The organism is Devosia sp. MDV22-iso42, from assembly GCF_058629155.1.
The window spans coordinates 15,824-32,575 of record NZ_JBZVWR010000005.1; the positions used below are offsets into that span (position 1 = coordinate 15,824).

At 64.4% G+C, this 16,752-nt stretch carries 15 protein-coding genes and 2 tRNA genes; 4 read left to right on the top strand and 13 right to left on the bottom strand.

The annotated features are described in order from the left end of the window. The first annotated feature begins 51 nt into the window (after nt 1-51). Together AC4NN3_RS01500 and AC4NN3_RS01505 are read left to right on the top strand one after the other, a co-directional pair. The gene (locus AC4NN3_RS01500) at nt 52-993 is read left to right on the top strand and encodes an ABC transporter permease (protein WP_193338007.1); all 942 of its coding nucleotides are present in this window, start codon (nt 52-54) and stop codon (nt 991-993) included. Next, complete coding sequence (locus tag AC4NN3_RS01505) at nt 990-1,868, top strand: ABC transporter permease (RefSeq protein ID WP_491925381.1); 879 nt, start codon at nt 990-992, stop codon at nt 1,866-1,868. The genes AC4NN3_RS01500 and AC4NN3_RS01505 overlap by 4 nt, the downstream gene beginning before the upstream one ends. Before the next feature lie 235 nt (nt 1,869-2,103). On the opposite strand, the gene AC4NN3_RS01510 is transcribed toward AC4NN3_RS01505, so the two are convergent. From AC4NN3_RS01510 to AC4NN3_RS01520, 3 genes are all read right to left on the bottom strand, one after another. Then, on the bottom strand, nt 2,104-4,980 hold the full coding sequence (locus AC4NN3_RS01510; RefSeq protein ID WP_491925408.1) for a type I restriction endonuclease subunit R: 2,877 nt from the start codon (nt 4,978-4,980) through the stop codon (nt 2,104-2,106). Nucleotides 4,981-5,021: 41 nt separating this feature from the next. Beyond that, a complete protein-coding gene (locus AC4NN3_RS01515; protein WP_491925382.1) occupies nt 5,022-5,855 on the bottom strand; it encodes a hypothetical protein in 834 nt (277 codons plus the stop codon). Between the two features lie 105 nt (nt 5,856-5,960). Then, nucleotides 5,961-6,035 (bottom strand) — tRNA-Gln (locus tag AC4NN3_RS01520). A 182-nt stretch (nt 6,036-6,217) separates the two neighbouring features. Here AC4NN3_RS01520 and AC4NN3_RS01525 point away from each other — a divergent pair. Next, nucleotides 6,218-6,294: transfer RNA gene (locus tag AC4NN3_RS01525), tRNA-Pro, on the top strand. Between the two features lie 113 nt (nt 6,295-6,407). Here the strand turns inward: AC4NN3_RS01525 and AC4NN3_RS01530 are convergent. From AC4NN3_RS01530 to AC4NN3_RS01570, 9 genes are all read right to left on the bottom strand, one after another. Continuing rightward, on the bottom strand, nt 6,408-7,220 hold the full coding sequence (locus tag AC4NN3_RS01530) for an inositol monophosphatase family protein (protein ID WP_491925383.1): 813 nt from the start codon (nt 7,218-7,220) through the stop codon (nt 6,408-6,410). Then, nucleotides 7,217-8,053, bottom strand: a complete 837-nt coding sequence (locus AC4NN3_RS01535; RefSeq protein WP_491925384.1) for a glycerophosphodiester phosphodiesterase — start codon at nt 8,051-8,053, stop codon at nt 7,217-7,219. The genes AC4NN3_RS01530 and AC4NN3_RS01535 overlap by 4 nt, the downstream gene beginning before the upstream one ends. Before the next feature lie 54 nt (nt 8,054-8,107). Continuing rightward, a complete protein-coding gene (locus tag AC4NN3_RS01540) occupies nt 8,108-9,190 on the bottom strand; it encodes an ABC transporter ATP-binding protein (RefSeq protein WP_491925385.1) in 1,083 nt (360 codons plus the stop codon). 8 nt (nt 9,191-9,198) lie between these two features. Continuing rightward, on the bottom strand, nt 9,199-10,020 hold the full coding sequence (locus AC4NN3_RS01545) for an ABC transporter permease (protein ID WP_491925386.1): 822 nt from the start codon (nt 10,018-10,020) through the stop codon (nt 9,199-9,201). Next, nucleotides 10,021-10,890: an ABC transporter permease gene (locus tag AC4NN3_RS01550; protein ID WP_491925409.1), complete on the bottom strand. Its 870-nt coding sequence runs from the start codon at nt 10,888-10,890 to the stop codon at nt 10,021-10,023. Nucleotides 10,891-10,892: 2 nt separating this feature from the next. After that, nucleotides 10,893-12,044, bottom strand: a complete 1,152-nt coding sequence (locus tag AC4NN3_RS01555) for an extracellular solute-binding protein (protein WP_491925387.1) — start codon at nt 12,042-12,044, stop codon at nt 10,893-10,895. Nucleotides 12,045-12,374: 330 nt separating this feature from the next. Continuing rightward, nucleotides 12,375-13,388, bottom strand: a complete 1,014-nt coding sequence (locus AC4NN3_RS01560) for a LacI family DNA-binding transcriptional regulator (protein WP_491925388.1) — start codon at nt 13,386-13,388, stop codon at nt 12,375-12,377. 51 nt (nt 13,389-13,439) lie between these two features. Then, nucleotides 13,440-14,156, bottom strand: a complete 717-nt coding sequence (locus tag AC4NN3_RS01565) for a spermidine synthase (RefSeq protein WP_491925389.1) — start codon at nt 14,154-14,156, stop codon at nt 13,440-13,442. 63 nt (nt 14,157-14,219) lie between these two features. After that, nucleotides 14,220-14,831: a biotin transporter BioY gene (locus AC4NN3_RS01570; RefSeq protein WP_491925390.1), complete on the bottom strand. Its 612-nt coding sequence runs from the start codon at nt 14,829-14,831 to the stop codon at nt 14,220-14,222. Between the two features lie 97 nt (nt 14,832-14,928). Between AC4NN3_RS01570 and AC4NN3_RS01575 the strand changes: the two genes are divergently transcribed. Continuing rightward, nucleotides 14,929-15,840 carry an MBL fold metallo-hydrolase gene (locus AC4NN3_RS01575; protein WP_491925391.1) on the top strand — a complete coding sequence of 304 codons (912 nt, stop codon included), beginning with the start codon at nt 14,929-14,931 and terminating at the stop codon, nt 15,838-15,840. A 15-nt stretch (nt 15,841-15,855) separates the two neighbouring features. On the opposite strand, the gene AC4NN3_RS01580 is transcribed toward AC4NN3_RS01575, so the two are convergent. Further along, nucleotides 15,856-16,686, bottom strand: coding sequence for a DUF1499 domain-containing protein (locus AC4NN3_RS01580; RefSeq protein WP_491925392.1), 831 nt, complete (start codon nt 16,684-16,686; stop codon nt 15,856-15,858). Between the last annotated feature and the right edge of the window lie 66 nt (nt 16,687-16,752).

A 16,752-nucleotide genomic window follows, 5' to 3' on the forward strand; every position in this document is an offset into this window, starting at 1 on the left:
GCATGGGGCGTGCCTCTCACCTTCCTGGCACCCAGACTGGTCCGCACCGACATGCTCAACTTCATCCTTCGGCGTCTTCTGGTCGCCATACCCACCCTGTTGTTGGTTTCCGTGCTGGTATTCCTGTTGCTCAAGCTGCTGCCGGGCGATCCGGCCGTGGCGCTGGCGGGCCAGGAGCCCGATCCGGCGGTCATCGAGTTCCTGCGGACCAAATACGGGCTGGATCAGCCCTGGCCGGTCCAATATTTCAAATGGCTGACGGGCCTGCTGCAGGGCGATTTCGGCATGTCCATCCGCACCCGCCTGCCGATCGGGGAAATGATCCTGCAAAAGTTGCCGGTCACCCTGCAGCTCTCCTTGCAGGCCATGATGATCGCCCTGGTCATCGGCATTCCGGCCGGTGTGCTGGCGGCGGTCAAGCGCGGCACCCCCGTCGATTATCTGGTGAGCATGATCGGGCTGGGCGGTCTGTCCATTCCCAGTTTCTGGCTCGGCATCATGCTGATCCTGCTGTTCGCGGTCTCTCTGGGCTGGCTGCCAAGCGGCGGCTATGTCGGGTTTTTCGAGTCGCCGCTCGAGAACCTGCGCTTCACCCTGTTGCCCAGCATCGTACTGGGCACCGCGGCGGCGGCAATCGTCATGCGACATACCCGCAGCTCGATGATCGCCACGCTCAAGCAGGACTATGTGCGGACCGCCCGCGCAAAGGGCCTGCGCGAAGGCATTGTGGTGCGGCGGCACGCCCTGCGAAACGGCCTGATCCCGGTGGTCACGACAAGCACGCTGCATCTGGGCGAGCTGTTGTCGGGCGCTGTGCTGACCGAACAGGTGTTCGGCATTCCCGGTTTTGGCAAGATGATCGTCGATGGCGTGTTCAGCCGCGACTATGCTGTCGTGCAGGCGGTGGTCATCTGTTCTGCGGTGATGTTCATGCTGCTCACCCTGATCGCCGACATTGCCTATGTCATTCTGAGCCCGAGGCTCCGTTCATGAGCGACGTTTCCGCACCGCTCGCCACCGCCCGCGGCGGCAGCCGCAAATCGGTATTGGTCCGCGCACTAAGCCATCCGAGCACTATTATCGGCGGCACCATTGTAATCTTCTTTGCCCTGCTGGCGGCTTTTGCCCCGGTTCTTGCGCCTTTCGATCCCAATGTCTCCGACTGGCTGGCGGTGCGGCAGGCACCATCTGCACTTCACTGGTTCGGCACCGATGATCTGGGGCGCGACATTCTCTCCCGCGTGTTCTTTGGCGCACGCGCCTCTCTGGCTGCCGGCATCATCGCCGTGAGCATCGCCATTGCGCTGGGCGTGCCGCTGGGCCTGCTGGCAGGCTATTTCGGCGGATGGCTGGACATGGTGATTTCCCGCTTCACCGATGCACTTCTCGCGGTTCCCTTTCTCATCCTGGCCATTGCCCTGGCCGCTTTTCTGGGGTCCAGCCTGGAAAATGCGATGATCGCTATTGGCGTTTCAGCGATGCCGATCTTCATCCGGTTGACCCGCGGGCAGGTATTGACCATCAAGGATGAGGACTATGTCACCGCCGTCCGGGCGCAGGGCGTCCGCGATGTTCACATTATCCTCTCCCACATCCTGCCCAACGTCTTGGCGCCCATCGTCGTGCAGGCCACCATCACCATGGCTGTTGCTGTTCTGGCTGAAGCCAGCCTTGCCTTTCTGGGCCTTGGCCAACGCCCGCCCGCCCCATCCTGGGGCAGCATGCTCGACGTGGCCCGGCAATTCCTGACCGAGGCCCCCTGGATGGCTGTTTGGCCCGGCCTGGCCATTATCATCATCGTGCTCGGTTTCAACCTGCTCGGCGATGGCCTGAACGATACGCTCAACCCCCAGCAGGACGACAGTTGATCATGCTAGTGCCTAAAGGCGGCCGGGCTCGCGCGGGCGCCGACGGGGCCAAACTGGCAGAAGCGGTGACCACGCTGATGGCTGCGGCAGGGCAGAACAAGGACGCGGTGATCACCACGCTGCAGGCCGAACTGGGCGCCACTACCACACGGCTCCACGCGCTCGAAACCGAGGGCAAGCGCAGCCGGGCCGAGGCCTCTGTTGATGGCGCGATTGCCGCCCGTAACCCCTGCCCTCAGGCAACGTTTGAAGCGCTTCTATTGAGGCCATCGATCACGTCGAACAACTCACCAGCGCGCTTCATCGAAAACACCTGTTCCGGACCAGACGGCGCGATGTCCTTGAACGGGCTTTCATATAGCAGCCTCGGGTCCATGACGCCCTTTTCGGTCAGGTGTTCGATTACCAGCTCGACGAATTCGATCTGATCGGCGCTGGCGGATTTTTCGGCGATGAAGGTGCTGAAGGCTTCGGCAACGGCGGCACGTTCGAGGCCTACCAAGGACCGGATGAAACGACCCAGGCCGTGGCTCAGTGCCGCGGCTTTTTCGATAACGGCCTGATCACCAATGCCGGCCGAGAGCAGCAGCTCGGAGAGCTGGTCGATGTCGGTCTGGGTCAATGGCAGGCCACGGCGCAGCTTCTGCAGGGTCAGGTTGTCGTCATGCTCGCGCAGGAAGTGGCGGGCCTTGCGCTTGAAGCGGATGAAATCGACCGAGCCGATCTCCGGCAGGTCGACATTGCTGCCGGCGCCGAGCTCATCGATGAAATCGGAATAGACGATGCCGCGCTTGGTCTTTTCGACGTGCTGCACAAGATTGCGCAGCCGCAGGCGCACCAGCTCCAGCAGCGGCACGGTGATGCCTTCCCACCAGGTCTCGGCCTGGATCTCGAGGATCAGAACCTGCTGGGCCGCCACGACCGGGATCGAGAACTGTTCCTCGAGCGCGCTGGCGATCAGCAACAGCTGCTTGCGGTGCCGATCAAAGCTCTTGCTGCCGCGCAGCAGGCCGAGCTGCAGATTGAGCATGAGCAGGTCGAAGCGCTTGGCTGCCTCGCCGCCCAGCCTCCGGTCGGTTGGCAGCGCCGCGACCTCGTCGACGAGTTCCTGGCGCGCCGCTTGGTCGAGGGTGAGCCAGGTTTCCGGCTTCTGGAACTTCTCCACCACGCGCCGGTGCGGGCGCACGATGAAGTTGTCGAGGTTCATGCCGGCCACATAGTCGCGCAGGGAGTCTACGGTGGCCTCACGCACCCCGCCCTCGGTCATTGGCGGCTCTGCAGACCCATCGGCGCCCACGAAACTCACGCCCGCGTCGGCGGCTCCTAGCAGCCCTGCTGTCTTCTCCTTCTCATCCAGCGCTAGAACCAGATCGAGCCGGGTTTCGAACAGGCGCTCGGAGATACCCTTGCCGGTCGAGCCCTCGATCACCGGCAGGTTTTGGCTGAAGAATTCCAGGTTCTGGCAGAAGTCGAAGACGTAGAAGCACTCCTTGTCGAGGCCCGGCCCGAACAGGTCAGCGCACAGACGGGTGCCGCGGCCCAGGATCTGCCAGAACTTGGTCTTGGAGCGGATCAGCTTGAACAGGACCAAGTTGACCACTTCGGGCACGTCGATGCCGGTGTCGAGCATGTCGACCGAGATGGCGATGTGCGGGCCCTTGTCCTTGGTCGAGAAGTCGTCGATCAGGCTTTGGGCATAATCGGTCTTGTGCGTGATGATCCGGGCGAAGTGGCCGGCCAGCGAAGGGTAATTGGCGTTGAACCGCTCTTCGATGAACTCGGCGTGGGCCTGGTTCTTGGCGAAGATGATGGTCTTGCCCAGCCGATCGCCGCCCTCAACCTTGAGGCCATGCGTCATCACATGGGCCAGCACCTTGTCGACGGTGTCGGTATTGAACAGCCATTTGTTGACAGCCTGGGCATCGACGCTGTCGGGGATCTCTTCCTCATCCCATTCCAGCATGTCCCATTGGTCTTTTTCGAGGTCGCTAAGGTCCTCGTATTTGATGCCTTCGCGCTGGAATTTCAGTGGCACCGACACGGCTTCGGGCGGCACCAGATAGTCGTCGGCCACGGCCTGCTCGAGCGAATAATAGTCAGTGGGCACACCGTCTTCGAGCTCGAACAGTCCATAGGTATTGTGGTCGATCTCGTCGCGTGGCGTCGCCGTGAGGCCCACCAGCAGGCTGTCGAAATAGTCAAAGATCGCGCCATAGCGCTGATAGACCGAGCGGTGCGCCTCATCAATGATGATGAGATCGAAATGGCCGACGCCGAACTGCCGACCTTCGTCGCGCTTCTGGTCGATCAGCCCCATCATGGTCGGATAGGTCGAGACATAGACCCGGCCCTGGGTGGACTTGTCGGTAACGAGGTTCACCGGCGCCGAGTCCGGCAGATGTGCCTTGAAGGCACCGACGGCCTGGTTGACCAGCGCCACCCGGTCGGCCAGGAACAGGATGCGCTTGGCCCAATTGGCCTTCATCAGCAGGTCGGCCAGTGCGATGACGGTGCGGGTCTTGCCGGAGCCGGTGGCCATGACCAGCAGGGCCTTGCGCTGCTTGTCGGTCTCGAAGCACTGCGCCACCTTGGCGATGGCGCGGCGCTGGTAGTAGCGACCAACGATGGACTTGTTGATGTCGGTCTCGACCAGGGCCCGGCGCGCTCGCCGGCGCTCGATCAACAGCGCCAGCTCGGCCTTCTTCAGGAAGCCCTGGATGGCGCGCGCCGGGTATTCGGCATCGTCCCAGATCCAGTGCTCGTAGCCATTGGTGTAGAAGATCACCGGCCGCTGGCCGAACCGGGCCTCGAGCCCATCGGCATAGAGCTTGGCCTGCTGCTGGCCGGCGCGCGCGTCGCGCTTGGTGCGCTTGGCCTCGATCACCGCCAGCGGCTTGCCGTCGTCGCCCCACAGCACATAATCGGCATAGCCGACGCCGGCATTGGTGGGCATGCCGGCAATAGGGTATTCGCGATCCTGCACCTCGGTCAGCGGCCAGCCGGCTTCGTGCAGCAGCACATCGATATAGGCGTCGCGGGTGGCGGCTTCAGCATAGTCATGCCGAATATCGGACTGCAGGTTGCGACGTTTGCCGCGACGCCAGATGGCCATGATCAGCGCATCGGTGACCAGTTGAGCGGCCATCGATGAACTCATCGACCAGCCCACCACCCGCCGGGAGTAGGCCCTCCACGCCTGATCCAATCTGCGAGCAAAGTGGGCTGCACTTCGTCAAGAACGGAATCGAGCTCCAGCAAGTCCTCGCGCCCTTCATGGGCGTAGGGATTGTAGTCCAAGAGATATTTGATCGTGCGTTCGAGCCAGGAAGCTAAGGGTTCCCGACTGTCAGAGCTGTCGGGCAGCCCTTGCCCGCCGTCAATTTCACCGACAAACTGGCCGACGCCGATGTCGCTGACGCTCAGGTCCTTGGCAGTCTGGAAGGCCAAAGAAGCAGCTGCCAGCAAACGCACTCTCGCCGCCTGCTCCGCGTCATCACCCGAGGGCTGACGGCCAAATGACAAAGAAGCCTTGATGGACAGGTCGACGAAGGACTCCAGATCGGGGGGACGCCGCTTAGCTTGCGTCATTGCTCGAGCAACGTCGTCTGCCAGTCCCGGTTGACCCCATTGGCGATCGAGCGCAATGCGATCCCCGGTACTGAGCTCCGCGCCCAATCCTCGCGTTGCCAGCACACGCGAGGCCAGTCCCTCCGCAAGGATGACCAAGGCGTCGCCGGGAGGTGGTCGCCGACCTTTGGCCAGACAGTCATGCAGATACTGGAGAAGCTGGCTTTTATTCATGAGTCCGGTTGACCAAAGCGGGAACAGCTCCTCGCTCTTGGCGGTCAGAACAGACGATAGCCTGCGAGCAGTTCTGGGATCCTTAACGGCCAAACCGACCTGCAAAAGGATGCGCCTGGGGGCGGGTGTCCAGCGGCGCCAATAGTAGACGGCATCGCGTCGAAAACAGTGAGAAATGGCTGGCAATGCGACATGCTCCGGAGCACGTAACACACCCATGTAATACAGCTGCGACTCGCTGGGCGCCGAGTTCCGGCGAAAGCGAGCCTTATCAATGGCTTAGATAGAAGCTGGCTGGGGCGCTAGGATTCGAACCTAGGGATGCCGATACCAAAAACCGGTGCCTTACCACTTGGCGACGCCCCAACTGGCGCGGTTCGTACACGGTTTGCCCCGGGTTCGCAACATGGTCCGCGCGCTAACAAAAAGCCTTTTGCAGGCGCTTGAACGGCGCCGTCAGCGGGTCTATAATGCCCGCCGTCGCGACTGGCACAGCGGGCTTTGCAGCCTGCTGCAAGCCAGACCAAGCCCGAGATCGCGACACCTGACGGAGTATAGCGCAGCCTGGTAGCGCACCTGCTTCGGGAGCAGGGGGTCGAGTGTTCGAATCACTCTACTCCGACCAATCAACCCCGGCGTCTCGCGGCGTCGGGGTTTTTCATATCGATGGGTCGCCCCAACAGCTTTGGACCAGCAGACGGTCCGACAGCCCCCTGCGCGGCAGTCTGCGCCTGGCAATCAGGCCGGGTTTTTCGGCGGGACGGGGTCGAGATGGGGCCGCAGATAGGCATGGGTGGCCTTGTTGGCGACCAGCAGGACGCCGCTGGGCTCGAAATGGTCGGGGCCGCGGCCCCACCAGTCCGTCACCACGCCGCCGGCCTCCTCGACCATCAGGATGCCGCCCGCCGTATCGACGAAGCCGGTCTCCTCGTAATAGCCGGTGAGCCGGCCGCAGGCGACGAAGGCGCATGACAGGGCGGCGCTGCCGATGATGCGCACGGCGCCAATGGGCGCGCGGATGGCGTCGAGCCGCTGATAGGCGCCGGGATAGAGCGAGAGATTGGGCGTGGGCAGGCCGGTGCCCACGCACATCATGGCGACATCGGTGCTGGCGCTGACGCGCATGGGCTCACCATTGAGCCAGGCGCCCTTGCCCTTGATGGCGGTGAACATCTCGTCATTGACGGGATTGTAGATCAGCCCGCACATGGTCTGGTTGCCGCGGCGCAGGGCAATGGTGATGGTATAGTCCAGCCCGTTGAGGAAATTGGTGGTGCCGTCGATGGGGTCGACCAGCCAGCGATGCTCGCGGTCGCTGCCTTCGACCGGGGCAAATTCCTCGCCGGTAAAGCTCCAGTCAGGATAGGCGCCGAGCAGTTCGGCGCGGATCAGCTGCTCGGATTCCCGGTCGGCATCGGAGACGAAATCGCCCGGACCCTTGACCCCGATCTGCAGCTCGCGGAAGCGCTTGAAATAGCCCTGGGTCAGCACGCCGGCGCGGCGCGCCACTTCCACCATATGAGCGAGAATATCGTCGTAGTTATCGGTCATGATTGCAGCGCCATTGCCAGGCCCTCGGGATCGTCGGTGGTGATTTGATCGACCTTGAGCGCCAGCAGGCGCTCGACCTGGACCAGGGCATCGGCATCGACGCGGGAAAAGGTCCAGGCATCGACGCGTTTGCCGGCGGCGTGGAAGGCCGCGATGATGTCGAAACCGTCTTCGGCAAACAGCAGCGGGATCTGCCAGTAGAGGTAGATCAGGTCGGCAGTGGGCGCTGCGGCCAGCGTCTCTGCGACAAAGGCCGCATGGGTGCCGCTGGCACGCGCCGCGTTGACCCGCGCTTCGTCGCTGGGGTCGAAGCCGACGCGAATGCCGGGCACCTCGGCGGCCAGCATGGCGATGGCCTTGGCATTGCCCGAGGAGAGGATGAGATTGCCGGCTACCGGCCTAGCGGCCCGGGCGAAATTGGCCAGCGCCATGGCGTCGAGAACGGTATCGTCCTCTTTGTAGTCAAGCTGCAGCAGGGCGTCGGGATGGACCCTGCCCGAGACCATGAGGGCGCAGAGGTCATCGAGCAGCATGACCTTGTCGCGGATCGGCGCGCCGTCATTGTCGCGCAGCTGCAGCTGGCGCAGGGCGGCGTCACTGGTGTCGGCGACCAGGCCGGTGCCGGTGGTCTCCTGGGAGAGGTCAAGATTGTGCAGCACGGCAAAGCCCTTGTCGCCGGTCACCACCAGGTCGACCTCGATCGAGGCGCCCAGCGCCATGCCTTCGAGAATGCGCTGGCCGGTAAAGACCGGGTCGGCCCGGCGGCGGCGGCCGCGATGCCATTTCAGCCAGGTGCGGTGGCCGTTGCGTTCAACATGGACAGGGTCGTGCATCAGGTGATGGCCTTTTTGTCGGCAAGAAGGGGCGCAGGCGCCGGGGTCGACTGGTCAGGCGTCAAGCGGCTCGGGCTGGCGAATGAGCTCGGCGGCGACCGCCGTGCGGTGCAGCAGCACGCCATTGCGGTAGGCGGCCATGGCCTTGGGGTGCAGCGCCACCCCCTGCCCCAGCTGGAACAGGTCGGGATGGGACACCATGGCCTTGATGCGCGTGCCGTCGGGCAGCGCCAGATCAACCAGGCCATGGGTGCCGAAATCGGTGACGCGGTGCACCGTGCCATGGCCGCCCTGTGGCGCGACGCTGAGTTCAAGCGCCTCGGGCCGGACGCAGAGCGTGGTCGGGCCGTTGCTGACCGGCAGCGGAATGGCAAAGTTGGCCGTGCGGAACATGCCGTCGGTGACCTCGCCCTCGAGCGTATTCATCGAACCGATGAAGCCGGCGACAAAGGGGGTGAGCGGGGCGCGATAGACCACATCGGGCCGGTCGATCTGCTCGGTCCGGCCATCGCGCATGACGACGATGCGGTCGGCCATGGAGAGCGCCTCATCCTGGCCGTGCGTGACGAACAGGGTGGTGATCTTGAGGCGCTGCTGGATGTCGCGCACTTCCTCGCGCAGGCGTTCGCGCAGATGCTGGTCGAGGCTGGCAAAGGGCTCGTCGAGCAGCAGGATCTTGGGCTCGAGCACCAGCGAGCGGGCCAGAGCCACGCGCTGCTGCTGGCCACCAGACAGCTGGGTGACGCTGCGCAGGCCATAGCCGCCCAGGCCCACCAGGTCGAGCACGCCCTCGACGCGCCGCTTGATCTCGTCGGCGGGCACCTTGCGCAGCTTGAGGCCGAAGGCGAGGTTCTTGAAGACGTTCATATGCGTCCAGAGGGCATGGCTCTGGAACACCATGCCGGTGGGGCGCCGCTCGGGCGGCAGTCGGGTAATGTCCTCGCCATCGATGGTCATCGCGCCGCTGGTGGGCGTTTCAAAGCCGCCGACCATGCGCAGCAAAGTCGATTTGCCCGAGCCGGAGGGCCCCAGCAGGCAGACCAGTTCACCATCGGCGACGTCGAGCGAGAAGCTGTCCACCGCCTTGGTGCCATTGGGGAAAATCTTGGAGATATCGTTGATCTTGAGAACGGACATGGGTCTTCCTAGCCGCCGAAGCCGCGGGCGAACGAACCGGAATTGACGACCCGGCGCGCGAACAGCAAAGCGATGAAACTGGGCACCCAGAGCAGCACGGAAAGCACTGCGCCATACTGGATGACAGGCTGGTTATTGATAAAGGAGATCATCAGCACCGGCAGGGTGCGCACCTGCGGCGCGCCGATCAGCCAGGCGCCTTCGGTTTCGTAGAAGGTGCCGACAAAGCTGAGCAGGATGGCCGCGGCAATGGTCGGGCCGGCCTGTGGCAGGGTGATCGACCAGAAGACCCGGAACGGGGAAGCGCCGACATCGCGCGCGGCCTCTTCCATGCGCCGGTCGACCGACTGGAAGGCGGCCACCGGAATCCAGATCATGAACAGCAGCGTGCCCACCAGCTGGATCAGTACCACGCCCCAGAAGGTGCCGATGAGGTTGAGCTGGAGGAAAATGCCGGCAATGGCGACCAGCAGGCCAAATTTGGGAAAGGCGTGGCCGGCCAGGAAGGAAAAGAACAGGATGTTGCGGCCGGGGAAATCGAGCCGGGCAAAGGCATAGGCGGCCGGCAGGCAGATGGCGGCGGACAGAGCCGTCACGGTGAAGGCCAGCGTCAGGCTCATGGAGATCGAGCTCCAGACGTCGGCGCGGGCCAGGGTCTGGTTCCAGAAGCGCAGGCCGAATTCCTGCGGAATGACCGACGGATAGCGCCAGACATTGGTGAAGGCCCAGGTGCCGACAACCAGCAGCGGGAAGACGATGACCAGGGTCAGCACCGCGGCAAAGGCGATACCGGTCCAGTCGGTCTTGCGATAGGCGAGGGTTGCAGCCATTTATACGGCCCTGTTCTTGGCGACGGAGCGCACATAAAAGAGCCCGAAGACGATGCAGAAGCCGAAGGTGACCACGGCCTGGGTAATGGCCGTTTGCGGATCATAAAGATCGCGGAAGGTGCGCTGCATGAACGGGCCCATCATTTCGGGCGCGGCCGGGCCCAGGATGTAGGGCAGGGTGAAGGCCGAGAAGATGCCCAGCACGGCGAAGGATATCGCCACCAGGATGGAATTGGAGAGGCGCGGCAGGATGATGTGCCAGAGCAGCGCGATCCGGCCGGCGCCGACGTCGCGCGCCGCCTCGACCGCCTGGTTGGACACATTGCCCAGGCCCGAGAGCAGGATCAGCACGGTCAGCGGGATATTGTCCCAGACCAAACCGATCACCGGCCCCCAGGGGGTGAGATAGGGCGTGCGAATCTTGGGCAGGCCGACAGCATTGAACAGCAGGTCGACGGTGCCATTGGGGCCCAGCACGCGGATGAAGGCAAAGCTCAGGATGATCGAGGGGACGAACATCGGAAAGATGGCCAGGCCCTGCACATAGGCGGCCACCCTGGTGTCGGAGAAGCGCAGGTAAAGCGCGATGGGCAGGCAGACCAGCAGCAGCAATATGGCGCAGACGCCCGTGGTCCACAGCGTCATCGACAGGTTGGACAGGCTGTAGCCGTCGGAAAAAAAGAAGCGGTAGGTTTCGACGGAAAAGGCGTTGCCCTCCGGCGTCTTGACCCAAAGCGTGGTGATGATCGCCGAAATGATCGGCCAGATGATCAGCCAGAGCACCAGCAATACCGGCGTGGCGACGAGCAGGAGGCCATAAGGCCTCCTGCGGATGGGTGTAACGGACCCGATCTGGTCCGGGGCGGTCATGCTCACGAAGCGGGATCCACGTTTGGCGCCACGGCGCGATACCAGCCGTCATTGATGGCCGCTTCCCATTCCCCGCTCGGGAAATTGGGAATGGTCTGCGGGATCAGGTCGGCGAACTTCTCGCGCAGTTCAGGCGCGACATGGTCCCAGCTGACGCCGGGGAAGCCGCCCAGTTCGGTCAGCACGGCCGACTGGATTTCTTCGGTGAGCAGGAAGTCGGCCAGCTTGAGCGCGGCATCCTTGTTGGCGCCATTGCTGAGCACGCCCAGCTTGGTGAAGCCGCCGGGCAGCCCGAGGTCCTGCAGCTGCACGAGACCGGTGGTCTCGGGCAGCACGCCCTGGGCGATGGCCGAGAGGGCCTGATCGGACCAGGCCGGGATCATGGTCACGGCCGACTGGCCGAGCAGCTGCAGCGACTGGGTATTGCCCGATGTATAGGCGCCGCCGTCGAACAGCGACGGGGCCAGATCGAGCAGCATGTCGAAGGCGGGCTTGAGCATGGTGTCGTTCTTGTCGGCGCTGTAATTGTCGACGGTGAACTGGCTCGGATCCTTGCCGTTCACTTCATAGATGGCGCGACGGACGAAATTGCCGCCCGAACCGCCCTTGTTGGGACGGTTGTAGATGAACTGGCCGGGATTGGCCTTGATCCAGGTGACGAGGTCCGCCCAGGTCTTGGGCACATTGGCCGGGTCGAGCTTGGTGGTGTCATAGGCCAGCAGCACCTGCGACCCGCGGTAAGGCAGGTTGGTGGGGATGTCGAAGGCCAGCGGGTTGATCTTGGAATAGTTGGAGAGCCCGGCTGCCTCGAAGTCGACATAGAGGCCCTTGGCAATGCCATCGACCGTGACGCGGGTGTCGAAGCCTTCGAAGAGGTCAGCCTGCGGATCGGTGCCCGAGGCCAGGGCGGCCAGGGCGCGGTCACCAATGGCGGCAACACCGGCGCCGTCGCCACCGTCAACCAGATTGAGCGTGATGCCAGCATTGGCGGCTTCGAATTTGGGCTTTACCACATTGGTCAAGAAGTCGATGACGTTCTGGTCCGAGCTGAAATAGACGTCGATGACGCCCTCGGCAGCAAAGGACATGCGGGGCAGGATCAGCATGCCGGCGGCGGTACCGGCAGCCGAGATCATAAAAGCACGACGTTTCATCATATTCTCCCATCTAGGCGATCCCGGGCGGGACCACGGCGCTGTCTCACCGGTCGCGGAGGCGATGCGGGATCGGACGATCACATGACGTGCCGGGACCGGTCCCGACGCGTCCACCTCATGGGGCTCCTCCCCAGATTGCGGCAGCAATCGGCAGGCATCCCAATCTTTGTCGGGGTTCGCCGGCCTGCGTCGCAATGCAGACCAGAAAACACCGGATGGCGACTGCACACAAGTGCATTGGCCAAGAAATGTGGGAGCTTCCTTAGGGGGCGTGCATAACGCTTTGATGACAATTGTGGCGTTGCTCAGCTGTGCAAGATTTGCACATCACTGCGCAGAGGGGCGAACCGACTGGCGCCAGACGGGGACCGGTTCGAAGACAATGCGCCGGGAACTGCCGGATTCCGGGTGCAGCAGCAGTTGCACCACCTGGTCGGCCATGGCCTCAAGCGGCTGGGCAAAGGTGGTCAGCCGATAGGCCGACCAGCCGGCCTGTTCAATATCGTCAAAGCCGATAATGCACAGGTCCTGGGGGATGCGCAGGCCGAATTCGTCGCGCGCCACATCCATGAAGCCGAGTGCCAGCAGGTCGGTGACGCAGAACACCCCGTCCGGACTATTGGAGCGGCCGAAGACCAGCCGCGCCGCCTCAGCCCCCGAATCGTAGACGGTGGGGCCGGCTCGGGTGACGGCCACTTCGACGCCGGCCGCGGCGGCGGCGGCGAGGAACACGGTTTCGCGCTCGACGAGGCTGGCCGTGCGGGCGGTGGAGCTGATCAGCCCGAGCCGCTGGCAGCCAGCGCGGCGCAGCAGGTAGAAGGCCTCGCGCCCCGCCAGAGCATTGTCGACGCCCAGATTGTTCGAGCCGCTGAGCTGCTCGTCGCGATTGATCAGCACCACCTGCTGGCCATTGGCGAGGCAGGTTTCGATCAGCGAGGCCGAGGGCGTGCCCGACAGCACGACGGTGGCGTCGGCGCGATAATTGAGGGTCTGGCGCAGGGCCGTCGAGACGCTGGCGGTATCGGTCTCGGTATTGATCACCATGGTGATCTTGCCGACGGCCTGCAGCTTGCGGGTCATGACGTCGACCATGCGGGCCCGAATCGGGGTGGTCATGTTGGAGACCACGAGGCAGACGATATTGCTGCGTTCGCGCAGGCCGCGCGCCAGGTGGTTGACGTGATAGCCCAGGGCCTCGGCGGCCTCGAGCACCTTGCGGCGCGTGGACTCGGAGACGCTGGCACCGGCGGTGAAGGTGCGCGACACCGCCGAGCGCGACACGCCGGCGCGTTCGGCCACCGTCTGGGCACTGACGAAACCGGGTGTCTTCAGATCGCTCATGGCGTCACACTTCCTGCAGGCCGGCAGATAGTGGGAAGAATCGCGCCAGCGTCAAGCGGCAGGGGGGCGCGGCGAGGTCTGCGGTTTGACCGCCGGCTTGCGCGCCAGCCAGATATGGTGGCGCTCGCCGCCCTTGTTGCCGCGGGCGCGGACCTTTTCCTCGCGCACGGCATAGCCGGCCGTGGCCAGGCGCTTGGTGAAGGGCGCGCTGGTATGGGAGGACCAGACCGCCAGCACGCCGCCGGGGCGCAGCGTGGTCATGGTGCGGCGCAGGCTCTTGACGCTATAGAGCTGCTGGTTGGAATCGCGGGTCAGACCTTCGGGCCCATTGTCGACATCGAGCAGGATGGCATCATAGCGGTTCTCGCCGGCCAGCAGCGTGCCGACATCACCCTCGCGAATGGTGACGCGCGGATCGTCAAGGCTGGTGCCGAACACCTCGGCCATCGGCCCGCGCGCCCAGGCGACCACCGCCGGCACCAGTTCGGCCACGGTGATGCGGGCATCGGCCGGCAGGATGGCCAGGGCGGCGCGCAGGGTAAAGCCCATGCCCAGGCCGCCGATCAGCATATGGGCTTGCTTGTGTGTGTTGATGGCGGCCCAGCTGAGACTAGCCAGCGCTTCCTCGGAGCCGCTCATGCGGCTGTTCATCAGCGCGGTCGAGCCGGTCATGATGCAGAATTCGCTGCCGCGCCGCATCAGGCGAAGGTCGGCTTCGCCGCCGGGCACCGTGGCCGTATCGAGCAGAGTCCAGGGGGTGACGGCCATGCATACTCGCAAAACAGAAAGCCGGCCGCGGGGGCCGGCTTTCGTTGAACTATCGACCAGCGTCTAGCGCTTGGCGATCAGCTTCCACGCACCGGTAACGGTGAGGGCAGCCAGGGCCATCTTGAGAATGTCCCAGACGATGAAGGGCTGCACGGCCTTTGCAAAGGCGGAGCCAAGCACATTGGCCTGGTCGATCCAGCCGGCCTGACCAGCCATCAGCGCGAGCCAGGCAAAGCCGAGCACGAACATCACGGCATCGCCGACCAGCATGGCGCCGAACAGAGCCAGCGGCTTGTCCGAGGCGCCGCGATCGGCGGCATAGCCGACAATGGCGGCCAAAGCGATAAAGCCGAGCAAGAAGCCGCCGGTGGGGCCGACGAGATAGACCAGGCCACCGCCGGTGGCAAAGACGGGCAGGCCGACAGCGCCTTCAAGCAGGTAGAGGCCGACCGTGGCAACGCCGATGCGCATGCCGAAGGCAGCGGCCAGGGCGGCAATGGCAAAGCCCTGCAGGGTCACCGGCACCGGCCAAACCGGCACGTTGATCTTGGCACAGAGGGTGATCAGCAGCGTGCCGAGCACGACGGTGACCAGGTTGGACGCCAGCTTGGCAGTGTCACCCTTGGGCTGATAAAGGCCAAGCAGCGTGTTGGGCGTGGTCAAAGTGACGGCCATTTCTTACCTTCCATGCATTACCGGAACCGGCATCCCTGTGGCGGGACGCTCACCAATTCGTATTGTCACTTCATAATCTGCAGTTCCCGAGAGCGCAATGGCCGCACCGATAGCCTTCAATCGCCAATTCGAGCCGCAGACAGGAACAGCCGTGCCGGTGGCGCCGGGCCTGGTGCGGGTGACCGCACCCAATGCCAGTGCCTATACCTTTACCGGCACCAACAGCTTTCTCATTGGCCACGAACGGCTGGCTTTGCTCGATCCCGGGCCGGACGATGCTGCCCATCTGGCGGCGCTACGCCGGGCCATCGGCGGCCGGGCGCTCGAGGCCATCATCCTGACCCATACCCATCGCGATCACAGCGCGGCGGCGGCGCGGCTGGGCCGGGAATTGGGGGTGCCGATCTGGTTTGGCGGGCCGCACCGGCTGTCGCGGCCGCTGCACCGATTCGAGCGCAACGCCCTGATACGCGCCTGCGACTGGGACCTGGTGCCCGACCGCACGCTGGTCGATGGCGAAACCATCGCCGCCGGAGATGTCAGCCTCAGTGTTCACACCACGCCTGGCCATTGCGCCAATCACCTGGCCTTCGGCCTGGGCGACGTGCTGCTGAGCGGCGATCACGTCATGGGCTGGAACTCCACCCTGGTCTCGGTGCCCGATGGCTCGATGGCCGATTACCTGGCCTCGCTGGACAAGGTCATCGCCCTGCCCCAGCAGCTCTATGTGCCGGCGCATGGCGGGTCGATCGAAAACGGACCGGTCTTTGCCGCAGCCCTCAAGGCGCACCGGCAGCAGCGCAATGAGCAGGTGGTCGCCGCGGTGGCGGCGGGCGCGCGCGGCGTGCGGGCCATCGTGGACGCCATCTATCCGCGGCAGAACCTGCTGGTGCGGCGGGCGGCCAGCATGACCATCATGGCGCATGTGGAATATCTGGCGGGTCTGGGCCGGCTCAGCCTGCGCCGCGGCATCTTCGGCGTGCGGCTCGGCCCAGCACCGACCGCCTAGACCAAGGCCGGCGCCCTACTCCACCGGCGGCGCATCAGCCTCGACGGCCGTGCCGGCATCCGGCTCGATTTCGGGCTGGTTGATATTGGGATTGTCGCGCAGCAGCACGGTCACGGCGGTGTCCAGATCGGCCAGGAAACGCTCGATGCGGCGGCCATTGGCGCCGAAATCGTGCGGGGCATGCAACGAGGCCGAGCGCATGTCGACCACCGCGCTGGTCTCGTCGCCGTTGATGCGCAGCACCACCTCGTCGCGCCAGCCGGGCAGCGTAACGATCTGGGCATTGAGCAGCGCCGGATCGAAGGCCGCATCGGGCGCCCGGACGCGGCGCACGTCCCAGCCGGCATCGGCAACCAGCTGTTCGACCAGGGCAAAGACCTGGGCCTGGCTCAGCGGGTAGACGCGGGTCTCGGCGCTGGGAAACAGGGTTTCGGCCTGTTGCCGGGTCAGCAGCAAAGGCGGCGGCATGGAAACGGTGCCGGGCTCAAAGACCAGCGGCAGCCCGTCGCGGGCGCTGGTGGCCAGGTCGGTGACCGGCGGATAGGTCAGCGCCAGGCTGCCATACCAGGCATAGGGCATCAGGCAGAACAGGCCGAGGAACAGGCCAAGCAGCGAACTGCCCCAGCCGCGATCCCCCGTCTGCCACAGCCGTCCCAGCGCGATGATGCCAGCCAGCACGGCCAATACCGCCACCAGTGCGGCCACCAGCGCGGCATTGACGAAGGCCTCGCTGCCGATCAGGCGCAGCCGGTGCAGCAGCACCGACAGGACGACCAGCGGCACCGCGACGCTGCCCAGTCGGCGCGCCCAGATGGCCCATCGCGATGTCCGGATCAGTATGCGCATGGTGCCGCCATTGCTTTGATGGGCCCAGACATAGCGGCAAGTTCTTGCCCGAATTTGAAGATTTGA